This is a genomic window from Aeromonas sp. 2HA2, assembly GCF_029237345.1.
Lineage (GTDB): Bacteria > Pseudomonadota > Gammaproteobacteria > Enterobacterales > Aeromonadaceae > Aeromonas > Aeromonas salmonicida.
In genome coordinates this window covers 172,968-192,856 of record NZ_JAACGB010000008.1, presented here as the reverse complement: position 1 = coordinate 192,856, position 19,889 = coordinate 172,968, and the positions used below count along the sequence as shown (strand labels likewise).

Annotated in this window: 22 protein-coding genes; 9 read left to right on the top strand and 13 right to left on the bottom strand. The window is 58.8% G+C overall.

Going from position 1 to position 19,889, the window contains the following annotated elements; translation table 11 throughout:
- Positions 1–64: 64 nt before the first annotated feature.
- Positions 65–826, bottom strand: a complete 762-nt coding sequence (locus tag GWQ29_RS12820) for a CphA family subclass B2 metallo-beta-lactamase (RefSeq protein ID WP_275919574.1) — start codon at positions 824–826, stop codon at positions 65–67.
- An 898-nt stretch (positions 827–1,724) separates the two neighbouring features.
- Between GWQ29_RS12820 and GWQ29_RS12815 the strand changes: the two genes are divergently transcribed.
- A complete protein-coding gene (locus GWQ29_RS12815; protein WP_275919573.1) occupies positions 1,725–2,228 on the top strand; it encodes a hypothetical protein in 504 nt (167 codons plus the stop codon).
- A 171-nt stretch (positions 2,229–2,399) separates the two neighbouring features.
- Here the strand turns inward: GWQ29_RS12815 and GWQ29_RS12810 are convergent, their stop codons facing one another.
- Positions 2,400–4,109 carry an amidase gene (locus GWQ29_RS12810; protein WP_275919572.1) on the bottom strand — a complete coding sequence of 570 codons (1,710 nt, stop codon included), beginning with the start codon at positions 4,107–4,109 and terminating at the stop codon, positions 2,400–2,402.
- Positions 4,110–4,236: 127 nt separating this feature from the next.
- Positions 4,237–5,334 carry an agmatine deiminase gene (aguA, locus tag GWQ29_RS12805; RefSeq protein ID WP_265420618.1) on the bottom strand — a complete coding sequence of 366 codons (1,098 nt, stop codon included), beginning with the start codon at positions 5,332–5,334 and terminating at the stop codon, positions 4,237–4,239.
- A 217-nt stretch (positions 5,335–5,551) separates the two neighbouring features.
- Between aguA and GWQ29_RS12800 the strand changes: the two genes are divergently transcribed.
- On the top strand, positions 5,552–6,463 hold the full coding sequence (locus tag GWQ29_RS12800; protein ID WP_234577079.1) for a LysR family transcriptional regulator: 912 nt from the start codon (positions 5,552–5,554) through the stop codon (positions 6,461–6,463).
- Positions 6,464–6,688: 225 nt separating this feature from the next.
- Here the strand turns inward: GWQ29_RS12800 and GWQ29_RS12795 are convergent, their stop codons facing one another.
- The 3 genes from GWQ29_RS12795 to GWQ29_RS12785 form a co-directional block, all read right to left on the bottom strand.
- Positions 6,689–7,366, bottom strand: coding sequence for an SDR family oxidoreductase (locus GWQ29_RS12795; RefSeq protein ID WP_125729987.1), 678 nt, complete (start codon positions 7,364–7,366; stop codon positions 6,689–6,691).
- A gap of 21 nt (positions 7,367–7,387) precedes the next feature.
- Entirely contained in the window at positions 7,388–8,017 is a 630-nt protein-coding gene (locus GWQ29_RS12790) for a TIGR04219 family outer membrane beta-barrel protein (RefSeq protein WP_034283590.1), read from the bottom strand.
- A gap of 92 nt (positions 8,018–8,109) precedes the next feature.
- On the bottom strand, positions 8,110–8,550 hold the full coding sequence (locus tag GWQ29_RS12785) for a copper chaperone PCu(A)C (RefSeq protein WP_005320497.1): 441 nt from the start codon (positions 8,548–8,550) through the stop codon (positions 8,110–8,112).
- An 89-nt stretch (positions 8,551–8,639) separates the two neighbouring features.
- Here GWQ29_RS12785 and GWQ29_RS12780 point away from each other — a divergent pair, with 89 nt between their 5' ends.
- Positions 8,640–9,389 (top strand): enoyl-CoA hydratase-related protein, encoded by a 750-nt coding sequence (locus GWQ29_RS12780; RefSeq protein ID WP_275907609.1) that lies wholly within the window; start codon positions 8,640–8,642, stop codon positions 9,387–9,389.
- A 3-nt stretch (positions 9,390–9,392) separates the two neighbouring features.
- On the opposite strand, the gene GWQ29_RS12775 is transcribed toward GWQ29_RS12780, so the two are convergent.
- Positions 9,393–9,821, bottom strand: a complete 429-nt coding sequence (locus GWQ29_RS12775) for a DUF2753 family protein (RefSeq protein WP_005320494.1) — start codon at positions 9,819–9,821, stop codon at positions 9,393–9,395.
- Positions 9,822–10,126: 305 nt separating this feature from the next.
- Here GWQ29_RS12775 and GWQ29_RS12770 point away from each other — a divergent pair, with 305 nt between their 5' ends.
- Positions 10,127–10,789, top strand: coding sequence for a CatB-related O-acetyltransferase (locus GWQ29_RS12770; RefSeq protein WP_275907610.1), 663 nt, complete (start codon positions 10,127–10,129; stop codon positions 10,787–10,789).
- A 55-nt stretch (positions 10,790–10,844) separates the two neighbouring features.
- Here GWQ29_RS12770 and GWQ29_RS12765 read toward each other — a convergent pair whose 3' ends face one another.
- Positions 10,845–11,552: a ParB-like protein gene (locus tag GWQ29_RS12765; protein ID WP_275919571.1), complete on the bottom strand. Its 708-nt coding sequence runs from the start codon at positions 11,550–11,552 to the stop codon at positions 10,845–10,847.
- A gap of 181 nt (positions 11,553–11,733) precedes the next feature.
- Between GWQ29_RS12765 and GWQ29_RS12760 the strand changes: the two genes are divergently transcribed.
- Positions 11,734–13,338, top strand: coding sequence for an ABC transporter substrate-binding protein (locus GWQ29_RS12760; protein ID WP_265463161.1), 1,605 nt, complete (start codon positions 11,734–11,736; stop codon positions 13,336–13,338).
- A 109-nt stretch (positions 13,339–13,447) separates the two neighbouring features.
- A complete protein-coding gene (locus tag GWQ29_RS12755) occupies positions 13,448–13,747 on the top strand; it encodes a hypothetical protein (RefSeq protein ID WP_011899099.1) in 300 nt (99 codons plus the stop codon).
- Positions 13,748–13,815: 68 nt separating this feature from the next.
- On the opposite strand, the gene GWQ29_RS12750 is transcribed toward GWQ29_RS12755, so the two are convergent.
- From GWQ29_RS12750 to GWQ29_RS12730, 5 genes are all read right to left on the bottom strand, one after another.
- Complete coding sequence (locus tag GWQ29_RS12750) at positions 13,816–14,235, bottom strand: DUF4426 domain-containing protein (protein ID WP_005320482.1); 420 nt, start codon at positions 14,233–14,235, stop codon at positions 13,816–13,818.
- Between the two features lie 18 nt (positions 14,236–14,253).
- Entirely contained in the window at positions 14,254–14,553 is a 300-nt protein-coding gene (yggU, locus tag GWQ29_RS12745) for a DUF167 family protein YggU (protein ID WP_005320479.1), read from the bottom strand.
- Positions 14,553–15,104, bottom strand: a complete 552-nt coding sequence (locus tag GWQ29_RS12740) for a YggT family protein (RefSeq protein WP_265420628.1) — start codon at positions 15,102–15,104, stop codon at positions 14,553–14,555. Before GWQ29_RS12740 ends, yggU begins: the two co-directional genes overlap by 1 nt.
- Before the next feature lie 28 nt (positions 15,105–15,132).
- Positions 15,133–15,957 (bottom strand): pyrroline-5-carboxylate reductase, encoded by an 825-nt coding sequence (gene proC / locus GWQ29_RS12735; protein ID WP_219591317.1) that lies wholly within the window; start codon positions 15,955–15,957, stop codon positions 15,133–15,135.
- 90 nt (positions 15,958–16,047) lie between these two features.
- Positions 16,048–16,749: a YggS family pyridoxal phosphate-dependent enzyme gene (locus GWQ29_RS12730; protein WP_265463162.1), complete on the bottom strand. Its 702-nt coding sequence runs from the start codon at positions 16,747–16,749 to the stop codon at positions 16,048–16,050.
- Positions 16,750–16,788: 39 nt separating this feature from the next.
- On the opposite strand from GWQ29_RS12730, the gene tapT reads away from it, so the two are divergent.
- From tapT to yaaA, 3 genes are read left to right on the top strand one after another with little or no spacing between them, the layout of a single operon-like run.
- Entirely contained in the window at positions 16,789–17,823 is a 1,035-nt protein-coding gene (gene tapT, locus GWQ29_RS12725; RefSeq protein ID WP_005320466.1) for a type IVa pilus ATPase TapT, read from the top strand.
- Between the two features lie 35 nt (positions 17,824–17,858).
- On the top strand, positions 17,859–18,968 hold the full coding sequence (tapU, locus tag GWQ29_RS12720) for a type IVa pilus ATPase TapU (RefSeq protein WP_021140458.1): 1,110 nt from the start codon (positions 17,859–17,861) through the stop codon (positions 18,966–18,968).
- A gap of 31 nt (positions 18,969–18,999) precedes the next feature.
- Positions 19,000–19,773, top strand: a complete 774-nt coding sequence (yaaA, locus tag GWQ29_RS12715; protein WP_275919570.1) for a peroxide stress protein YaaA — start codon at positions 19,000–19,002, stop codon at positions 19,771–19,773.
- The last annotated feature ends 116 nt before the right edge of the window (positions 19,774–19,889 follow it).

Sequence of the window (19,889 nt, the reverse complement as noted above, 5' to 3'; positions counted from 1 at the left end):
CGTTTTCTCTGGCCAGCACCTGTCAAGGGTGAGGCGTCTCTTGTTATCTCTTCGCCCTGGCTCTTTATGCCTGCGGCGCGGCCTTGATAAGCGTCTCGTAGTGATCGATAAGCTCTGGGCCATGCAGCGGCGAGTCGTGACCGCCAACCACAATCTTGATGGGCAGCTTCATGGCCTTGAGTCGCTCCAGCGTCTGCGGATAAGCCTTCACATCGGCAAAGCTCAGGTTGCCTAGCTTCTCCTTGAGGATGCAGTTGCCATAGAGCACCTGCTGGTCAGGGAAGTAGACAAAGATACCGTCCGGCGTGTGGGCCGGGCCCGCGTAGAAGGCGCGCACCTTGCCCTCTTGCAGGGTGAAGTCGCCATCGTGCACCACGTTCGGCAGCACCAGCGGCAAGTCCGGGTACTCCGGCAGCCCCTTGCGGGTAAAGGCGACGATCTCGGCCCAGTCGCTCTTCATCAGATCCCGGGTCTGGCGGGTCGAGACCACCTTGGCACCGATGGACTTCCAGTAGGCGTTCCCCCCTGCCCTGTCCGTGTGGTAGTTGGTGTTGATGACCTCCAGCACAGGCTTGTTGCTGACCCGTTTGATCAGCTTGTGCAGCTCGCGGGCGGTATCCGGCGTCCAGGTCGCCCCCACCACAGTCACCCCTTTGGCCCCGAAATAGACCATGGAGTTCTCTTTGACGTAGTAGTTATCTTCTACGACATACACGGGGCCACTCACCTGAGTAAGCGATATCGCCGCCGCATGCACGCTGCCGCCCCAGAAACTCGCCACCAGCACCACGGCCCCGGCCAATCCACACTTTATCCAACCTTTCATCATCTTGCTCCCTCGATACAACCAGCCCCTCGCCACCCCTGTGACAAGCTGGGCCCTTTACGCAGTGGGCAGAAGATACGGGGGATTTGTGAAGGGAAAATGGGGTTCTGTGAAGAGAAGGTGAAGTCTGGGGAAAGTCAGGTGGAATTCAGAAAAATCAGGATGGAAGAGGTAGCGAACCACGGCAAAAATGGCGGTTGGCTGTGTGGAAAATGGAGAGAGGTAAATGGTCAAAACATGCAATCAGCGCATTGCTGTAGGGACGATTAGCGCAGCGTAATCGTCCGCTTACCGCAGAGCATCAAGTCATGGCAAGACCGGCAGGAAACTCTGGATATCAGCTGCCTCTCAGCCACTACCTATTCGCGATCGTCCGAATACGCTTCGCTATTCGAACCTACAACACTGATTGCGGCCCCTCACCCTAGCCCTCTCCCGAGGGAGAGGGTTAGGCCCGAGCCAACGCCAAGCCACTCATACTCACCCGCACCACACCGCCGACGCCCAATCAGCGGAGCATATTTGCTCCCTTATCCCCTTGCGGGAGAAGGGCTGGGGATGAGGGGGAGGTAACAATAAGCTCCATAATGTAGGGTCGATTAGCGCAGCGTAATCGTCCGTTTACCGCCGCGCACCGAGTCATGGCAATACCGGCAGAAAACTCTGAATATCAGCGCCCCCTCGGCCACGACCTGCTCGCGATCGTCCGAATACGCTTCGCTATTCGAACCTACAGCCCTCTCAAAAATATGCTTCGCTAACCTAAGGCCCCATTGTCATATTGAAAAAAATGTCAAAACAAATACAATAACAAGTATTTTAAAAAACACAAACACCCTGAAAATATTATCCAACCCTACATAACATTACTTTTAATTTATATAAAGCAAGAGCCAAAATGATTACAAAAGACAACCAACGACTTGCAGAAATACATATTTCAGAAGCAAGAAAGCATGCATTGCAACTATTCGCATTTACAGGCTCTGTATTTCCATCCGAATGGAGCTTACCTTGGAATGAAGTGATTACTAACAGCCTGATTGAGTTTTCTTTTCATGCAAGAAAAGTAAATGAATTATGTGGTTTTAGAAAAGACAACTTCAATAACATTAACAATTTAATTGTAAGCATTAGTAGTAATAACCCAGGAAATTGGGAAACTGATTATCATAATGCCCTGAACGCATTTATGCATATAAAGTCATATGTCATTGGAAATGTTCAAGTGATGCATAGAATCATATTCCCTCGTTCATCCGCATGTTTGCAATCAACCTATGTAATAATATCAACAGATAGACATGCAGAAAAAGCCATCAGCATTTGTGGTTTGGTTTTTTGCTTTTTAAATGAAATAATCCCAAAAATAAAAGAAAAGCACCCAGAAATAAAATTCTAATCAAAAGAAACGTGTGACTTATCAATGTTCAACATAGTCATTAGCAAGTTCATTAAGAAGCCGCAAAAATTATTGCATTGTAACCAATTGTGATACTGAAAATAAAAACCACCTACATGGCAGGTGGTTTTTATTTCGTCATCGTAGGGCTAGCACAGGAGTTCCTCCTAACTAATATTCCCCCAACGGCGGCGTACGCGGCGGCACCAGACGCTTGCTGCCGGTGGACTCGAAGGCCGAGGCGATGCGCAGCAGGTTATTGTCGTCATAAGCGCGACCGGCGAAGGTCAGGCCCACCGGCATACCGATATCTGCCATGACGCCCATGGGGACTGTGACGGTCGGCACACCGAGATGGCGAATGGCGAGGTTACCGTTGGCGACCCAGATGCCGTTGCTCCAGGCGATATCGGCGGAGGCCGGATTCACGTCCGCGTCAGCCGGGCCGACGTCGGCGACTGTGGGGAATAGCACGGCGTCGAGTTTGAGCTCGTCCATCCAATCCTCCAGATCCAGCTTGCGGGTCTTTTCAAGGCCACGCAGGCCGTCCGGCACGGAGGCAATCTCGTCAAAACGCTTGAGGCCGCGCTTGGCCATATTGACGTACTCGTCCATACCGGCCGCCAGATCCCCCTCGCGGTTCGGCAAGGTGCCCGGATCGTGGGGGAAGATCTTGGGGCCATCCACATCGGCCAATTTATTGAGCTTGGGATCGCCATTGGCGCGCAGGAAGTCGTCGAATGCCCAGCCGGAGAGCTCCCACAGCTCGTCATTGAGAAACTCAGGTGAAACGATGCCGCGATTGAACACGGTCGGCGCGCCGGGTCTGTCCCCTTCGCAGTTGGAGACCAGCGGGAAGTCCACTTCGATGACCTCGGCGCCAGCGGCTTCCAGCGCCTGACGGGCCTGTTCCCACAGGGCGATCACCGACGGACGGGTATGGATCCGCTGACCGGTCGGGCCGCCGATGCCGGGGTTGTCGCTGGTGCCGGCCAGTTCATCCTTGTTGATAAACATGCGCGGCACGCCGAGGCGCTTGCCCTTGAGAGCATCAGGCTTTGCGGCCAGCTCAAGATAAGAAGCCGGACGCACCTCGGAGGCCTTGGGGATCTTGACCCAGGGCTGCATGCGCCACAGATCGCCACGGGTCTCGGTATCGTCGGCCACTACCACATCGAGCACTTCTAGCAGATCAGCCATGGTGCGGGCGTAGGGCACAACAACATCCATGGTCGGGGTCAGCGGCCAGTTGCCACGCACCGAGATGACGCCACGGGACGGGGTGTAGGCGCACAGACCGTTGTTGGAGGCAGGGCCACGACCGCTCGACCAGGTCTCTTCCGCCAAACCGAAGGCGGAGAAACTGGCGGCGGTGCCGGTACCGGCACCGTTGGAGGAGCCGGAGGCAAAGGGCGCTGTCAGGTAGTCGGCGTTATAGGGGCTCTCGGCACGGCCATAGACGCCGCGCTGCATGCCGCCATTGGCCATCGGCGGCATATTGGTTTTGCCCAGGCAGATGGCACCTGCGGCCCGCAGCCGCTCAACGGTAAAGGCATCACGCTGGGCCACCAGATCCTTGAAGGCAGGGCTGCCGGAGGCGGCAGTCAGCCCCTTGACCAGATAGCTGTCTTTGGCGGTGTAGGGGATGCCGTCGAGCGGACTCAGGGTTTCACCACGGGCACGGCGGGCATCAGAATCTTGCGCCTCTTTCAGCGCGTCGGGGTTGTGCACCACGACGGCATTGAGGCGGGTTTGTGTCTCGGAGCCGTTATAGGCGGCAATACGGGCCAGATAGGCCTTGACCAGTTCGACCGCTGTGGTGCGGCCTGATTCGAGCGCACCGCGCAGCTCGGCAATGGAAACCTCGGTCACTTCGATCATTTGGATCTCCTGTAAAAGGGTGACTGTTTGTAATGGTGGTCGCGGCATCAGCGCCTGCGACCATCACGCAAGCAAGAGATAAAACCCCACTGCGTGGGGTTTTGAATTTCTACACTCTTCGGCCAGCTTACTGACCAGAAGGGATTTGCTGAGTAATGCAGTGAATATTGCCACCTCCCAGCAGGATCTCGCGAGCCGGTACGCCGACCACTTTATGCTGCGGGAAAATCTCTTCCAGAATGCGCTGGGCTTCGCCATCGGTGGCGGCATCCAGCAGCGGGTAGACGATGCGATCGTTGGTGATGAGGAAGTTCACATAGGAACCGGCCAGACGACCTTCAGCCTCGCGCGGCACGCCGGTACCGCTCTCGACACCGGCAGACTCCTCTTCAGTGCAGTAGAGCGGGCCCGGCTGGGGCAGCTTCCACACTTTCAGCTTGCGGCCCTTGGCATCGACCACCGCTTCCAGCACCTTGAGGGCGGCCAGGGAGCGGGTGTACTGGGGGTCGTTCTGATCGTCGGTCCAGTGCAGGGCCACTTCACCCGGGCGCACGAAGCAGCACATGTTGTCGATGTGGCCGTCGGTTTCGTCCATGTAGACGCCCTCGTCCAGCCAGATAAAGCTCTTCACGCCCAGATAGTCACGCAGATAAGCTTCGATCTGCTCCTTGCTCAGGTGCGGGTTGCGGTTTTCGTTGAGCAGGCACTCGGCTGTGGTCAGGCAGGTGCCTTCGCCATCGACGTGGATGGAGCCCCCTTCCAGAATGAGCGGCGCGTCGTAGCGATCCATGCCGTGCTGTTCCAGCATCTGGGCCGCCACTTTTTCATCCTGATCCCAGGGATAGTAGAGCCCGCCCTTGTGGCCGCCCCAGGCGTTGAAACCCCAATCCACACCACGGCACTCGCCAGCGGCGTTGGTGACCACGGTCGGGCCAGTGTCGCGGGCCCAGCAGTCATCACTGGCCATTTCGACCAGGGTCACATGAGCGGGCATGATGGCGCGGGCCTGCTCCATAAACTGGGCGGGCACGCCCATAAAGACAGGGGTGGCCTGCCCTATGGCATCGGCTACCTTGGCGAAGGTGGCTTGCGCGAAGCGACCGGCCTCACGCCAGTTGTCCGGGCGAAACGGCCAGATCATCCAGACGGCCTGCTGGTGCGCCCACTCGGCAGGCATGGTGAAGCCGTCAGCAGCAGGGGTGGAATCAATAGTCTTGATGCTCATCGCAATATCCTTGCGGGCCTCACAGGGCCGGTAAGAGGGGAAACGGGCGGTCGCTCGCCCCGGCAGCGTGCCGGACGGCCCACCAGTTGGTCATCGGCTGCGCAACCGCCTGGCGCACCCGGGAAAAAATGAGTGTGGCCGCAGTGTAAGAAGTTGCGCTCACATCCATCAAATGAATAGGATTGATTGTCCCATAAACAAGGCAAATAATCCCTCCATGAAACTGCACCAGCTCGACCTCAATCTGCTGCTCGCCTTTGACGCCCTGATGACACAGGGCAGTGTCACCCGCGCCGCCGAAGTACTGTTTATCAGCCAGCCCGCCATGAGCCACGCCCTCGGCCGGCTGCGCACCTTCTTTGGCGACCCGCTGCTGGTCCGAACCCCGCAAGGCATGCTGCCCACTCCCCGCGCCCAGCGACTGCATCTGGGGGTACAGCAGGCGCTGCGGCTGCTGGAGCAGCAACTGAGCGACGAGGAGGTGTTCGAACCGAGCCAGTCCAAACGCCGCTTCGTGCTCTGTACCACTGACTATGTGGAGTGCGTGCTGATCCCGCCACTTATGCAGCGCCTCAAGAAGCTGGCACCCGGCGTCACCATAGAAATCCGCATACTGCGCGATACCCTGCCGGAAGCCGAGCTGGCGAGCGGCGAGATCGATCTGGTGCTGGGGTTTGACGAATACATGCAGGTGCCGAGGTATCTGGGCAAGGAGACCTGGCTCACCGAGCCCCTGGCCGGTCTGGTGCGCGCCACTCTGGAGCTGGAGGAAGAGCGGATCACCTTGCAGCAGCTTATCGAGATGCCCCATGTGTTCCACTCGCCGCTGGGCACCTCGGAGGCGAGTCTGGATCGCTACCTCAGCACCCTGGGCCACAGCCGCACCATCTCGGTCAACAGCCAGAGCTATATGTCGGCAGCGACCATCGTCAGCCAGAGCGACCACCTGCTGGTGCTGCCCAGCATGGTGGCCGAGCTGCTCGCCAACCACTGGCCGCTGAAAAGCCTGCCCCTGCCTGCGGATGTGCCGGATTACCATCTCAACTGTGTCTGGCACCCGGTGCATGCGCAGCAACCCGCACTGATATGGCTGAAAGACTTGATGAAGGAACTGGTGAGTCAGCCATAAACAGCAGGCGTGCAAATGATGTTGGGGAGATTGGAGTAGCGGGAAGAGGTTGAACGGGCGCCTGGCAGGCGGTGGGAAGCAAGGCATTCGAGGAGCTGCAGCCCGTGTTTGACGTGAGGCAACTCGATGCGCCATCTGGGCGCTTGTGATAAGGCCCGCTGCCCAGAGGTGGGCAGCGGGCCTGGAAGTGCATCACAGCAGTGGCGTACTGGCTGACGACGGGGCCTAGTTGCGACCGATAAAGAGGTCGGTCACATGACAGCTGCTTCTGGCTTCCAGCGCATCCAGCATGTAGGCGGCCGCATCTTCCGGTGTCATGAAACCGCTCGGGTCGACGTGATCCGAGTTGTCCCAGAATTCGCTGCGGATCCCGCTCGGATAGAGGTTCACCAGTCGCAATGGAGAATCCTTGAGCTCGGCACGCAAGGACTCCAGAAAGCCGCGCATGCCCCACTTGGAAGCACAGTAGAGACTCTCGTTGGCCTTGCCTACCTGAGCAGCGGAGGAGAGCACATTGGCCAGCACGCCGCCCCTCTCGCCGATGAGACGTACCGTCTGCTGGGCCACCAGTATGGTGGAGACCAGATTGCTCTCCATCACCCGGCGGATCTGCTCGGCGGTGTAGACACCAACCGGGCCGAACTCGCCGGTGCCGGCACAGTGCAGCACCAGCTCCGGCAGACCACCCCACTCCACGGCAGCGGCAAACGCCACATCCACGTCTTCGTGGTGCGCCAGATCGGCGACTATGCCGATCACGGCACTCCCGAGCAGTAGTTCCTGCTGCTGCAGTCGCTGATAACGACGCCCCATCATGGAGACTTGATGGCCCCGTTCAACCAGTCCTATGGTCAGGGCTCGGCCCAGACCGGACCCGGCCCCCGTCACTATGATGTGACCCATTATCAGCTCCTGTCAGTCAGATCAGAATGTGAATTCGCCGCCGATGAACCAGCCATCTACACGCTGATCAACGCGATCGAAGTCAATGCTCGCATCACGCCAGCCGGCACGGACCTTGAGAGGTACGGCAGCAAACTTGTAGGAGCCACCCAGACGGTAGTCATAGTTGTCGGCATCCTGCACGCGGGCATCGCCAAAGGCGGCAAAGCCGGTACCCGGAATGCGCACTTCGGCACCTGTGTAAGCCATCAGCACATCCTTGTCATAGGAGTAGTGCTGGGTGTTGAAATCGCCATCGTAACGACGACCGGTCAGGCCCAGATCGATCTGGAACAGGTCGTTGTTGAACAGGCGATAGTAGAGGCTCAGGTCGTAGGCCATCAGATCGTTGTTGAGGGCACCACCGCTGGTACCGAAATCGGAGATCTCGAACTTGGCGTTGGGCAGCAGAATGATACCGTGCTCCAGTTGCAGGTAGCCGCTCCAGTTGTAGTTCTCGTCATAGCTGCCGTTGGCCCCGATACCGTCAATCTGGCCGCTGCCCTGAGCGTTCCATACATCGGCACCGGCAGCGATACGCCAGTCATCAGCGGCCATGGCAGCCTGGCTGAACAGGGCCAGCACACAACCGGCAATCAAGGTCTTCTTCATCATTTCACTCTCTTATGGACTGGAAAGGCCATCATTTTACCCAGTGTGGCGGGAATACACAGTGCAAAAAGCTGAACAAGCGTCCATTAATGTCAGTGCTGCATCCCTGCCATGGGTTCAATCGGCTTCACTGGCAGGCTCAATTCCAGCGTCTGGCCATCATCCATGGTCAGGGTCAGCGGGAAAGGAGTGCCTTGTGACAACTCGCGCACCTCGAACAACATCACATGAAAGCTGCCGGGTTTCAGTGCCACTTCCCCCTTGGCCGGGATTGCTATGCTCTCGACCTGGCGCATCCTCATGACGCCATTTTCATGCAGATGGGTGTGCAGCTCGGCGCGCCCCACCTCGGGCGAGGCCGCGGCCACCAGCTTCACCGGCTTGTCGGCGTCATTTTTCAGCACCAGAAAAGCCGCGGTATTGGGAGATCCCGGAGGCAACAGGCGCACATAACCATCGACGGCTTCGACCTTGGCCAGGGCCGGTGCGGCCAGACCGAGCGCCAGCAGGGAGTAAAACGCACGTTTAAACATGGTTGAAATCCTTTTATGATGTTGTTAAACGCCGTGAAGCTTACCGCAGCAGTAATCTTTTGGCAGCCTGTGATAACAAGGATTTAGACATGGACCCCATTATCGTTGCCGAGCAGCAGGATGGCTTGCTCACCCTGACCTTCAATCGCCCCGACAAGCGCAATGCCCTCAATACCGACATGTATCGTGCGCTCACTCAGGCACTGCGGCAAGCGACACAAGATGACGCCGTACACGTGTTGCTGATACAGGGACAAAGCAATTGTTTCACCGCCGGCAACGATCTGGCGGACTTCATGGGCAAATCGAGTCTGGATGCCGATGACCCCATACTGCAGTTCCTGCACACACTGGCGGATTTTCCCAAGCCCGTCATCGCCGCCGTCGGTGGCCCTGCCGTCGGGATCGGCACCACCTTGCTGCTGCACTGCGATCTTGTCTATCTGGGGGATAATGCCCGGCTGCAACTGCCGTTCGTCGAACTGGGGGTGGTGCCGGAGTTTGCCTCCAGCCTGCTGCTGCCCCGCGCCGTGGGTCATCTGAAGGCGGCGGAACTCTTGCTGCTGGCCGAGGCCATCGATGCTGATGAAGCACTGCGCCTGGGTCTGGCCAACCGGGTAGTTGCCGCCGACGAGCTGCTGGCACTGGCTCGGGATCAGGGATTGAAGCTGGCGGCCAAGCCGCCCAAGGCGCTGCAAAAGAGCAAGGCACTGCTCAAACAGGAGCTGAAACAGGCGGTGCACTTCGTCATCGATCTGGAGGCGCGCGCCTTCTCCCTCGCCTTGCAGGGGGAAGAGGCGCAACACAGGATAGCGCAAAGGCTCAAACCCAGGGCCTGATCCTCAGTTGAGACGAAAACGACCTATCAGCTCGCAGCCCTGTACCTTGTCCTGCAGCTGGATCAGTCGGGCGATCTCGGGATTGGGGTGGCGCTTGAGGAAGGAGATGAGCGCCGCCTGGCAGCAACCCAGCTCGCTGACAAGGGACTCGCACTCCCGGTTCGGGCACTGGGGCACCAGCGCCGTCACCAGCTCGGAGGCAAGCTTGAGGTAGCGCAGCTCATAGGCTGGCTCTTCCATGGCGCGCCAGAAATCCGCCAGTCGATGGCAGGTGGCCACCCGCATGCTGGCCAGCTCATCCAGATCATCGCTGGCCAGTTCGTACACTTCGGCAAGGGCTTGCTGATAGAGGCAAATAGCCGCACCCAGCGCCCCCGCGCCCAGTGCGTTTTCCGCCTCCAGCATGTAACGCTGCCAGATATGATGGGTCATGCTGATCTCCCGAGTCTATGGGTGGGATCCTTATCATGCCCAGTTGAGAATGAATATCAACCTGACCTTTTGTGCAGGATTTGACCAGCAAGGCGTTCAACCGGTTGGCATCGCCCTTCTCATGTCTTACCATCCGGTCCCATCATCTGGCCTCCACTGTCAGGATCCCCTTTTCATGTTGCGACCCCGTTTACCCCAGGCGCTCGGCTGCTCGACACTGTGCGTGCCCCGCCTGCTGGTCTGGATCTATTAGCTGCGCTCCTCGCGCCATTTATCCCTTTATCCATTGAACGAGGAACATAGCCATGAAGCACTGCCAACACTGGTCGCAGGTCGAGTACCTGCATCTGACGGTGACCAATCCCAACATCAGCCTCAAGGGGCAGCACAGCTACTACTCGGGGGCCTGGGACGGTCCTTTTGAAGAGGAGGCCGTGCGCTATCTGCACGGTGACAACTGGAGCCGATCACCCGACACCGGCTGGGAGCCGCTCTGGCACATAGACAGGCTCCATATCGGCGACTACGTGCAAATCGCCGCGGGCGTGAAGATCATCATGGGAGGCAACCACACCCACAACCCGGCGTTTATCAGCACCTATCCGTTTGCCGATCTGGATGCCCTCAAGCGCAGCTACCGCCCCGCCGGCGATACCCGTATCGGCAACGATGTCTGGATCGGGATGGACGCCATGATAATGCCGGGGGTCACTATCGGGGATGGCGCCATTATCGCCGCCCGCAGCCTGGTGACACAGGACGTGCCACCTTACTGCATGGTGGCGGGTACGCCCGCCAGGGTGATCCGCCAGCGCTTTACTGTGCAAGAAACAACACGGCTGCAAACGCTGGCCTGGTGGGACTGGCCGGATGAGCAGGTGCAAGCCCTGCTGCCGCTGATCCAGCAAGGAGAGGTGGCGCTGCTGGAACAGGCCGCCGCTCGCTGGCGCTCAGCCGAACAGGAGTAAAAACACGAGTAAGGGGCGCCCGGGCGCCCCTTACTCGACCTGCTGTTCCCCTGATTCAGCTGCCGCTGCGTGACTGGTTGACCCGACACTGCTTGCCGGGATAACCGGGCAGATCACTGGCCTTGCTGCTGCACGCCAACCGTTTGGCCTGATTGAGACGTTCCATCAAGCTGGCGCCATCGACCGGTAGCCAGTTCAGCTGCTGGCCGAGCCAGCTGGTCCAGGCAAACTCGACAAAATAGACCTGATCCCGCTTCTCGAAATAACCCGCATCCTGCAGCATGCCCGCCACAGTCCGGTAGGGGTAATCGGGCAAGTCGCCAATATGGGCAGGCAACTGCTCCGGTGTCAGAGGGGCGCCCTTCTCATCCTTGAGCCAGGCCCAGTGATTACCCTGCATCTGGCTCCATAAGCTGGACTTGTCCTGCAGCCGCGCTATCACCTTGACCCTGGCCTGCTTCACCCCCAGTTGCCACAGCGCCTTGGTGAGGTGATGCCTGTCCACCAGCCAGTAGCCGCCATCCGGTGCTATGACGATAGGGATCTCTTTCTTTTTCATCACTTTATCAAGCTGCTTGGCACTTTTCCCCAGCAGCTTTGCTTGCGTGTTGTCGACCTGGATCTGGCCAACACCGCCCTGGGTTGGATGCAACTGATCTATGTTCACCTCGCACCAGCTGCCGACCTGCGTCTCGCGCTCACAAGGCGCCAGCGCCCAGGCGCCCTGACTGATGGCCAAGGCCAGCAGGATCCATGCTCTCATCCTTCACTCCTCTTCCCCTGACCGCAGATCAGCGGGTCAAGTTAGGTTCCATACCGTCCCTGAATTCTAGGGACTCACACTGGCGGTCTGACCAGCAAAGGGGATATCATGATTTCCCGTCTGCCGGCGATCATTTCTCGCCGAGTTTTCTCCCCGCTTCACACTATTTGAAGGATTAACCATGAAAGGATGGAGTCCCTTGCTGGCCCTGCTGGGTTGTGCCTGTGTCCAGGCCGCCGATGTTCCGCCCGGCACCCAACTCGCCGCCGAACAGGCCGTCGTGCGTCACCTGAAAGACGAACCGGCAAGCCTGAGCCCGCTCAAGCTGGTCGGCCTGCCCGAACTGCAGGTATTGCGAGACCTCTACGAGGGGCTGCTGACCCAGGGGCCGGATGGCAAGGTGCTGCCCGGCGTCGCGACGCGGTGGGACAACAAGGACAATCAGCAGTTTACCTTCCATTTGCGACCGGATGCACGCTGGTCCAACGGTGACAAGGTCAAGGCTGCCGACTTCGTCTACGGCTGGCGCAAGCTGGTTGATCCAAAGGAGGCCGCTACCTTCGCCTGGTTTGCCCAGCTGGCTCACTTCACCAAGGTGGACGAGATAGTGGCTGGCAAGCTGCCGCCCGAGGCGCTCGGGGTAAAAGCCCTCGACGAGCACACGCTGCAAGTGACCCTCTCCCAGCCTGTGCCCTATTTCCTGAGCCTGCTGACCCACCCCAGCCTGTCACCCCTGCATCAGGCCAGCATGGAACAGTACGGCAACCAGTGGACCCAGCCGGGCAAGCTGGTCGGCAACGGCGCCTTCGTACTGAGCCAACGGGTGGTGAACGAGAAGCTGGAGCTGGCCCCCAATCCCCATTACTGGGACAGGGCTCATACAGTGCTGACCAAGGTCACCTTCGTCCCCATCAACCAGGAAACCGCTGCCACCAATCGCTACCTGGCAGGGGATCTGCACATCACGGAATCCTTCCCCAAGGAGCAGTATCACAAGCTGATGCAGCAGATCCCGGGTGAGGTCCATACCCCGGATCAACTCGGCACCTACTACTACGCCTTCAATACCCAGCTGCCACCACTGAACGATGTGCGGGTGCGCAAGGCGCTCTCCTACACCATCGACCGCGGCCTCATTGCCGCCAAGGTACTGGGCACTGGCGAGAAACCGGCTTATCGCTTCACGCCGGATGTGACGGCCGATTTTGAACCCAAGGCCAACCTGCTCTCCAGCAGCAGCCAGCAGGCGCTGGATGAGAAGGCCAAGGCGCTGCTCAAGGAGGCCGGTTACGGCCCGGCCAAGCCGCTCAAGCTGACCCTGCTTTACAACACCGCCGAGATCCACAAGAAGATGGCGCTGGCCATCGCCAACCTGTGGAAGCAGAAACTGGGGGCGCAAGTCGAGCTCACCAATCAGGAGTGGAAAACCTATCTCGACAGCCGCCAGAGCGGTCAGTTCGAGGTGATCCGCTCCTCCTGGGTGGCCGATTACAACGATCCTTCTGCCTTCCTCGGCCTGTGGGGATCACGGCACAGTGGCAACATGGCCCGCTTCGCCAATGCACGCTATGACGAGATCCTGGCTCAAGCGGCCAAGAGCCGGGATCCCGGTGAGCGCGCCCGCCTGTTCGACGAAGCCGAGTCCATCTTGCAAGATGAGGCGCCGATCGCCCCCATCTATCAGTACACCAATGCACGGCTGATCAAACCCTGGCTCAAGGGGTATCCCATCAACAACCCGGAAGACGTGGCCTATAGCCGCCAGCTCTACCTCATCAAGCACTGATCATCCGGGGGCCAGCCTGACTGGCCCCCATTCAGGGCTGTTCATGCTCACGTTTTAGGCATAAAATGCCGCCCTTTCCATCAACCTGCACTCTCTTATCCGGTTTGTTATGCGTTTCTTATTGATGATCCCCCTGCTGGTCACACTGCCTGCCCACGCTGCAAGCGAGTCACAATGCCGTCAGGCGTTCACGGACTGGATGCTGACCCAGCACCAGCAATTCAGCGATCGCAATGCCAGCAAGATGAAGCGACGCCTGGCCGAGCGGGCCATCGATCAGATGCGCGACGAATTTGCCAAGCAGGAGAGCTTCTGTCAGGCCATGGAGTGGGCGACGCATCACCAGGATCAGGACCCCCGCTTCAACCCGAGACCGGGGGAGATCCACGACTTCACGCCCGCCAGCTGAATCAGCCGAATGAAAAAGCCCCGAACCTGAGTTCGGGGCTTTTTCATTTATCGAACGAGACACTTGCCTCAGTCGACGTAGAAGGTCTGCTGGAAGGTGAGCGTCTGTTGCTGCCCCTCCCCCATGATCTTCAAGGTGAACTGGTAGGTATCCTGGTTGCGATAGGGCAGCACAGCCAGATAGTAGATGGCGTCCCCCTCCTTGACCTCCTGGAAGGTCAGGGTGCGCAGGGTGCCGGTGAGGTTCTTGGCCTCGCCCGTGATCCCCACCGCCTGTGCCACCCCTTGCTTGTTCTGCACAGCGATATTGATGATGCCGTTGTAGCGACTGCGCTCCAGACCGTAGGCCTTGGCCACGTCCGGAGTAAGGAAGCTGGAGTTGAAGGCGCTGTAGTGCACCTGCCAGGGCCCTAGCTCCTTCATTTGTTCCGCCCGCAGCGGTAACGTCATCAGCAGTGCCAGCAGGCAGCTTATCCAGGCTGTTTTCATGGTGTCATCCTTCTCGTGTTATCCCTGAGTCTCCAGCAGGGCATGGATCTCGGCGGGGATCTGCCTGGGCGACTCGATGGCAACCGTCTTGTGCCGTCCCAGCTCCCCGCGCACTATGCGAACCTGTCCCTTGGCCACCTTGAACTGCTTGGCCAGGTACTTGATCAAGTGGCTGTTGGCCTGGCCATCCACCGGCGGCGCCGTGATGGCCACTTTCAACTCGTCTCCGTGCAATCCGACGATCTGATCCCGGCTCGCCTTGGGCTGGATCATCAGATGCAATATCAGCTCATCCCCTTCCCGCAGGACGGCTGGCATCAAATCATCCACCACAGCTGGCCGAACAGATCACCCAGCAGATAGTTGATGGCCTGCAGTCCGATAAAGGCGACCAGCACGGAAAGATCCAGCCCGCCCAGTGCCGGCAGGATGCGGCGGATAGGGGCCAGGAAGGGCTCGGTCAGCTGGTGCATCACGTGTTCGATGGGGTTGCGACCCTGGCTGACCCAGCTCAGAATGGCGCGGATCAGCAGTACCCAGAAGATCATGGAACCCGCTTTTTTCAGCACTGTCAGGGCGGCAAACAAGCTGATGGTGAGCCAGTCGGCCAGCAGCACGTTCATGCTCTTGAGCAGTGCCAGTTTGGCGAAGGCAATGATAATCGCCAGCAGCACCGAGGCCATGTCCACCCCACCGAAGCCAGGAATGACCCGGCGTAGCGGTATCACCAGCGGATTGGTCACCTTGACCACCATCTGGCTCATGGGGTTGTAGAAGTCGGCGCGGGCCCACTGCAACCAGACGCGCAGCAGCACCACCATGAGGTAGAGATCAAAAATCGTGTTAATCAGAAAGTAAGCGGTGTTCATCTGAGCTCCAGCAGTAAGAGAAGAGTGTTCAGAAAAGAGTTTCCATCTCGGCAGCCCGTGCAACGGCTGCCTGCATGGCGTGAGCGGTCAGCGGCATCAGCCCCTGTTCCTGGAATGTCTTGATGGCCTCGGCTGTGGTACCCCCCTTGCTGGTCACCTGCTCGCGCAGGGCTTGCAGCGACAAATCGGGATTCTGCTCCACCATGGCGGCGGCGCCAAGGGCTGTCTGCTGCACCAGCAAGCGGGCCTGCTCGGGGCTGAAGCCCATGGCCTCCGCTTCTTCGGCAATCGCCTGCATGAACAGGAAGAAGTAGGCAGGTGCGCTGCCGGCCGCCGCTATCACGCCATTGATGCCGGACTCTTGCGCAGTCCAGAGGGTCTTGCCCACGGCCTGCATCATCTGCTCGGCAAAGTCGCGGTCGGCTTGCTCAACCCCGGGTGGGGCATAGAGACCCGTCATGCCCAACCCCAATAGAGAAGGGGTATTGGGCATGGTGCGGATGATGCGAGCGTGACCGCCCGCCATCTCGCCAAGACGGGCCACCTTGATACCGGCCGCGATGGAGATGAGCAGCTTGCCCTCAAGGGACCCCAGCTCACCGACCAGCGCACTCAGCATGCCCGCCATCAGCTGGGGCTTGACCGCCAGCACTATGACGTCGGCCTCGCGGGCCGCCTCGGCATTATTTTGGGTGATGCGAATGCCATAGTCGCTCGCCAGCGCATCCAGCTTGGGGCGGCTGGGATTGGCGGCGATGATACGCTCGGCCGGATAACCCGCCTGGACAAGGCCGGCAATGATACTGCGGCTCATATTGCCTGCGCCGATAAAGGCGAGGATTCTCTGCTGCATCAAACACTCCTGTGGATGAAATGGCTGCAAACACCTGCACTGCCTGCGCCGATAAAGGCGAGGGTTCCATATTGCATCAGGTGGTCTTGCTTATGAATAGTCACGGGCACCGAAGATGGCGGTACCGACCCGCACCATGGTGCTGCAATGGGCGATGGCCAGTTCGAGATCCTCGGTCATCCCCATCGAGAGGGTATCGACGCTCGGGTATTGTTGCGCAAGCTCGGTGAACAGAGTCTGCATGCGCACCATCTGGGCAGCCAATACCGCTTCGTCACTGGTATGTTCCGGAATGGCCATCAGCCCCCGCAATACCAGCCGTTCACTGTGGGAGACCAGCTCGGCCAGCCGGAAAATCTCTTGCTCCGACGTTCCGGATTTGCTGCTCTCTCCGCTAATATTGATTTGCAGACAGATATTTAGCGGCGCCAACCCGGCTGGACGCTGGTTGTTGAGACGCTCGATCAGCTTGTCACGATCCACGCTCTGTACCCAGTCGAACCGTTCGGCCACCAGCCTGGACTTGTTCGATTGCAAGGGGCCGATAAAGTGCCACTCTATGTCTGTACAGACGGCTTGCTCGCGCAGTGTATCTATCTTGGTCGCCGCTTCCTGGGCATAGGACTCACCGAAGCGTCGCTGACCGGCGGCATAGGCCTCGCGAATGGCCTCAAGCGGCTTGGTTTTGCTGACCGCAAGCAGGTTGATGTGATCGACACAGCGATCCGCCCGGCGAGCGGCCTGTACAATACGTTCCTTTACCTGAAGCAGGTGCTGGGCAATCTGGCTCATATTTCGTTAGTGATCTTGTGATGGGAGAATGACAAGTCTATGGATATCACAGAGTTATTGGCTTTCAGTGTAAAGCATAAAGCCTCGGATCTACACCTCTCGGCCGGGGTTCCCCCGATGATCAGGGTTGATGGTGAGGTTCGCAAGATCAATTTGCCCGCCCTGGAACACAGGGAAGTGCATGCCCTCATTTACGACATCATGAACGACCACCAGCGCAAGGAACTGGAAGAGAACTTCGAGGTCGACTTCTCGTTCGAAGTCCCCAATCTGGCCCGCTTCCGGGTCAATGCCTTCCAGCAATCCCGCGGTTCGGGGGCCGTATTCCGTACCATCCCCAGCACAGTGCTGAGCCTGGAGGATCTCGATGCTCCCGAAATCTTCCGCAAGATCTCCGAATACCCGCGAGGCCTGGTACTGGTGACAGGGCCGACCGGCTCGGGCAAGTCCACCACACTGGCGGCCATGGTCAACTACATCAACGAGAACTTCCATCACCACATACTCACCATCGAAGACCCCATCGAATTCGTGCACGAGAACAAGCGCTGTCTGGTGAACCAGCGGGAAGTTCACAGGGACACCAAGAGCTTCAGCAACGCCCTGCGCTCGGCACTGCGGGAAGACCCGGACATCATACTGGTGGGCGAGATGCGTGACCTCGAGACCATTCGTCTGGCAATGACGGCGGCCGAGACCGGCCACCTGGTATTCGGCACCCTGCACACCTCGTCGGCAGCCAAGACCATAGACCGTATCATCGACGTCTTTCCCGGCGCGGAAAAAGACATGGTGCGATCCATGCTCTCCGAATCCCTGCGGGCGGTTATCTCCCAGACTCTGCTCAAACGGATAGGCGGCGGCCGGGTGGCGGCCCACGAGATCATGATGGGCATACCCGCTGTGCGCAACCTCATACGGGAAGACAAGATCGCCCAGCTCTACTCCGTGATCCAGACCGGGATGACCCACGGCATGCAGACCATGGATCAGAGCCTCAAGCAGCTGGTCAGCCGTGGTGTGGTTGCGTCACTCGATGCCAAGGCCAAGGCGGTCGACCCCAATAGCGTGTAACCACAACGGAAAACGAATCTAAGGAAGGAGTCGTTATGAATCTGGATGCCCTGTTGGCCGAACTGGTCGCACGCAAAGGCTCGGATCTGTTCATCACGGTTGGTACGCCCCCCACCCTCAAGATCAACGGGCATCTGTTCTCCCTCGGCAGCGAAGCGCTCGACAAGCAGAGCGCGCTGACCCTGGTCAGGGAGACGCTCAGCCCTGAGCATTTCGAGCGCTACATCCGCACCAGGGAGGGCAACTACGCCATCCACCGCGAGGCACTGGGACGCTTTCGGGTGAGTGCCTTCTGGCAGCAGGAGCTGCCGGGCATGGTAGTGCGCCGTATCGAGACCCGCATTCCAACCTTCGACGAACTGACCCTGCCGCCCATCTTGCAGGAGGTGGCCATGGCCAAACGCGGCCTGGTGCTTTTCGTCGGTGCCACCGGAACGGGCAAATCCACCACTCAGGCAGCCATGATCGGCTATCGAAACCAGAATGCGGATGGCCATATCCTGACGGTGGAAGATCCGGTGGAGTTCGTGCATCAGCACGGCCGCAGCCTGATCACCCAGCGGGAAGTGGGCATAGATACGGAATCATTCGATGTGGCGCTGAAGAGCTCCCTGCGCCAGGCACCTGACGTTATCCTCATCGGCGAGATCCGAAGCCAGGAAACCATGGAGTTCGCACTGCAATTTGCCGAGACCGGCCATCTTTGCCTCGCGACCCTGCACGCCAACAATGCCAACCAGGCGCTGGATCGCATCCTCCATCTGGTGCCGCAGGAGAAACACCGCCAGTTACTGTTCGATCTCTCCTTCAACCTGCGTGCCATCGTCGCCCAGCAACTGGTGCCAAGCCTGGATGGTCGCCGCCGCTTTGCGGCCTTTGAAGTGCTGCTCAACACGCCGCTCATCACGGATATCATCCGCAAAGGCGAGGTTCATCGTCTCAAGGAGGTGATGACCAAATCCACCGAGCTTGGCATGCAGACCTTCGATCAGGCGCTGTTTACCCTGTTTTGTGCCGGCCAAATTGGCTACAGTGAGGCCCTTGCCCATGCCGACTCGGCCAACGACCTGCGACTGCTGATCAAACTGTCCGGCCGTGAGCAGATGGGTGCAGGCACACTCGACAACGTCACCCTGGATGAATGAGGGGCGTGTGTCACCGCTATAAAGGATCGTTATGCTGATTGTGGTTTCCCCGGCCAAGACGCTGGATTACGAGTCACCTCTGGTGACCCCCCGTTTCACCCAACCCCAATTGCTGGATCACTCGGCTGAGCTGATCACCCGGGCCCGCCAGCTGAGCCCGGATCAAATCGCCAGCCTGATGAAGATCAGCGACAAGCTGGCCGGCCTCAACGCCGCCCGTTTTGCCCAGTGGCAACCTGACTTCCATCCGGACAATGCCCGCCAGGCGCTGCTTGCGTTCAAGGGAGATGTCTACACAGGGCTTGCGGTAGAAGATTTCAGCGACGGGGATTTCGACTTTGCCCAAGCGCACCTTCGCATGCTATCCGGCCTCTACGGCGTGCTGCGCCCGCTCGATCTCATGATGCCCTATCGACTGGAGATGGGGATCCGGCTCGATAACAGTCGCGGCAAGGACCTCTACCAGTTCTGGGGGGATGTGATTACCCAGTACATCAATGCAGCGCTGGTGGCGCAAGGGGACGAGGTGCTGATCAACCTGGCCTCTGACGAGTATTTCAAGTCGGTACGACCGAAAGCCCTGAAGGGCAGGATCGTCACCCCTGTGTTCAAGGACGAGAAGAATGGCCAGTTCAAGATCATCAGCTTCTACGCCAAGAAGGCGCGCGGCATGATGGCCCGCCACATCATCAAACACAGGCTGACCGAGGTTGAGCAACTGACTGGTTTCAACGTCGATGGTTACTACTTCGTGCCAGAAGAGTCTGACGTTCATACCCTGATGTTTAAACGTGCCGAAAATTAATTACAGAAAGAGGGAACCAAATTCAGGATCCCCGGGTCTGAATACGTGAATCCTCTGTTGTAAGCACTTTTTATCAGCCGACGTCTATGCGTCGGCTTTTTTCTGCGCGCGATTCC

Excerpts from the sequence above, each read along its gene's own strand:
- GWQ29_RS12820 (WP_275919574.1), bottom strand. The coding sequence starts at position 826 with ATGAAAGGTTGGATAAAGTGTGGATTGGCCGGGGCCGTGGTGCTGGTG.
- GWQ29_RS12815 (WP_275919573.1), top strand. The coding sequence starts at position 1,725 with ATGATTACAAAAGACAACCAACGACTTGCAGAAATACATATTTCAGAA.
- GWQ29_RS12810 (WP_275919572.1), bottom strand. The coding sequence starts at position 4,109 with ATGATCGAAGTGACCGAGGTTTCCATTGCCGAGCTGCGCGGTGCGCTC.
- aguA (WP_265420618.1), bottom strand. The coding sequence starts at position 5,334 with ATGAGCATCAAGACTATTGATTCCACCCCTGCTGCTGACGGCTTCACC.
- GWQ29_RS12800 (WP_234577079.1), top strand. The coding sequence starts at position 5,552 with ATGAAACTGCACCAGCTCGACCTCAATCTGCTGCTCGCCTTTGACGCC.
- GWQ29_RS12795 (WP_125729987.1), bottom strand. The coding sequence starts at position 7,366 with ATGGGTCACATCATAGTGACGGGGGCCGGGTCCGGTCTGGGCCGAGCC.
- GWQ29_RS12790 (WP_034283590.1), bottom strand. The coding sequence starts at position 8,017 with ATGAAGAAGACCTTGATTGCCGGTTGTGTGCTGGCCCTGTTCAGCCAG.
- GWQ29_RS12785 (WP_005320497.1), bottom strand. The coding sequence starts at position 8,550 with ATGTTTAAACGTGCGTTTTACTCCCTGCTGGCGCTCGGTCTGGCCGCA.
- GWQ29_RS12780 (WP_275907609.1), top strand. The coding sequence starts at position 8,640 with ATGGACCCCATTATCGTTGCCGAGCAGCAGGATGGCTTGCTCACCCTG.
- GWQ29_RS12775 (WP_005320494.1), bottom strand. The coding sequence starts at position 9,821 with ATGACCCATCATATCTGGCAGCGTTACATGCTGGAGGCGGAAAACGCA.
- GWQ29_RS12770 (WP_275907610.1), top strand. The coding sequence starts at position 10,127 with ATGAAGCACTGCCAACACTGGTCGCAGGTCGAGTACCTGCATCTGACG.
- GWQ29_RS12765 (WP_275919571.1), bottom strand. The coding sequence starts at position 11,552 with ATGAGAGCATGGATCCTGCTGGCCTTGGCCATCAGTCAGGGCGCCTGG.
- GWQ29_RS12760 (WP_265463161.1), top strand. The coding sequence starts at position 11,734 with ATGAAAGGATGGAGTCCCTTGCTGGCCCTGCTGGGTTGTGCCTGTGTC.
- GWQ29_RS12755 (WP_011899099.1), top strand. The coding sequence starts at position 13,448 with ATGCGTTTCTTATTGATGATCCCCCTGCTGGTCACACTGCCTGCCCAC.
- GWQ29_RS12750 (WP_005320482.1), bottom strand. The coding sequence starts at position 14,235 with ATGAAAACAGCCTGGATAAGCTGCCTGCTGGCACTGCTGATGACGTTA.
- yggU (WP_005320479.1), bottom strand. The coding sequence starts at position 14,553 with ATGCCAGCCGTCCTGCGGGAAGGGGATGAGCTGATATTGCATCTGATG.
- GWQ29_RS12740 (WP_265420628.1), bottom strand. The coding sequence starts at position 15,104 with ATGAACACCGCTTACTTTCTGATTAACACGATTTTTGATCTCTACCTC.
- proC (WP_219591317.1), bottom strand. The coding sequence starts at position 15,957 with ATGCAGCAGAGAATCCTCGCCTTTATCGGCGCAGGCAATATGAGCCGC.
- GWQ29_RS12730 (WP_265463162.1), bottom strand. The coding sequence starts at position 16,749 with ATGAGCCAGATTGCCCAGCACCTGCTTCAGGTAAAGGAACGTATTGTA.
- tapT (WP_005320466.1), top strand. The coding sequence starts at position 16,789 with ATGGATATCACAGAGTTATTGGCTTTCAGTGTAAAGCATAAAGCCTCG.
- tapU (WP_021140458.1), top strand. The coding sequence starts at position 17,859 with ATGAATCTGGATGCCCTGTTGGCCGAACTGGTCGCACGCAAAGGCTCG.
- yaaA (WP_275919570.1), top strand. The coding sequence starts at position 19,000 with ATGCTGATTGTGGTTTCCCCGGCCAAGACGCTGGATTACGAGTCACCT.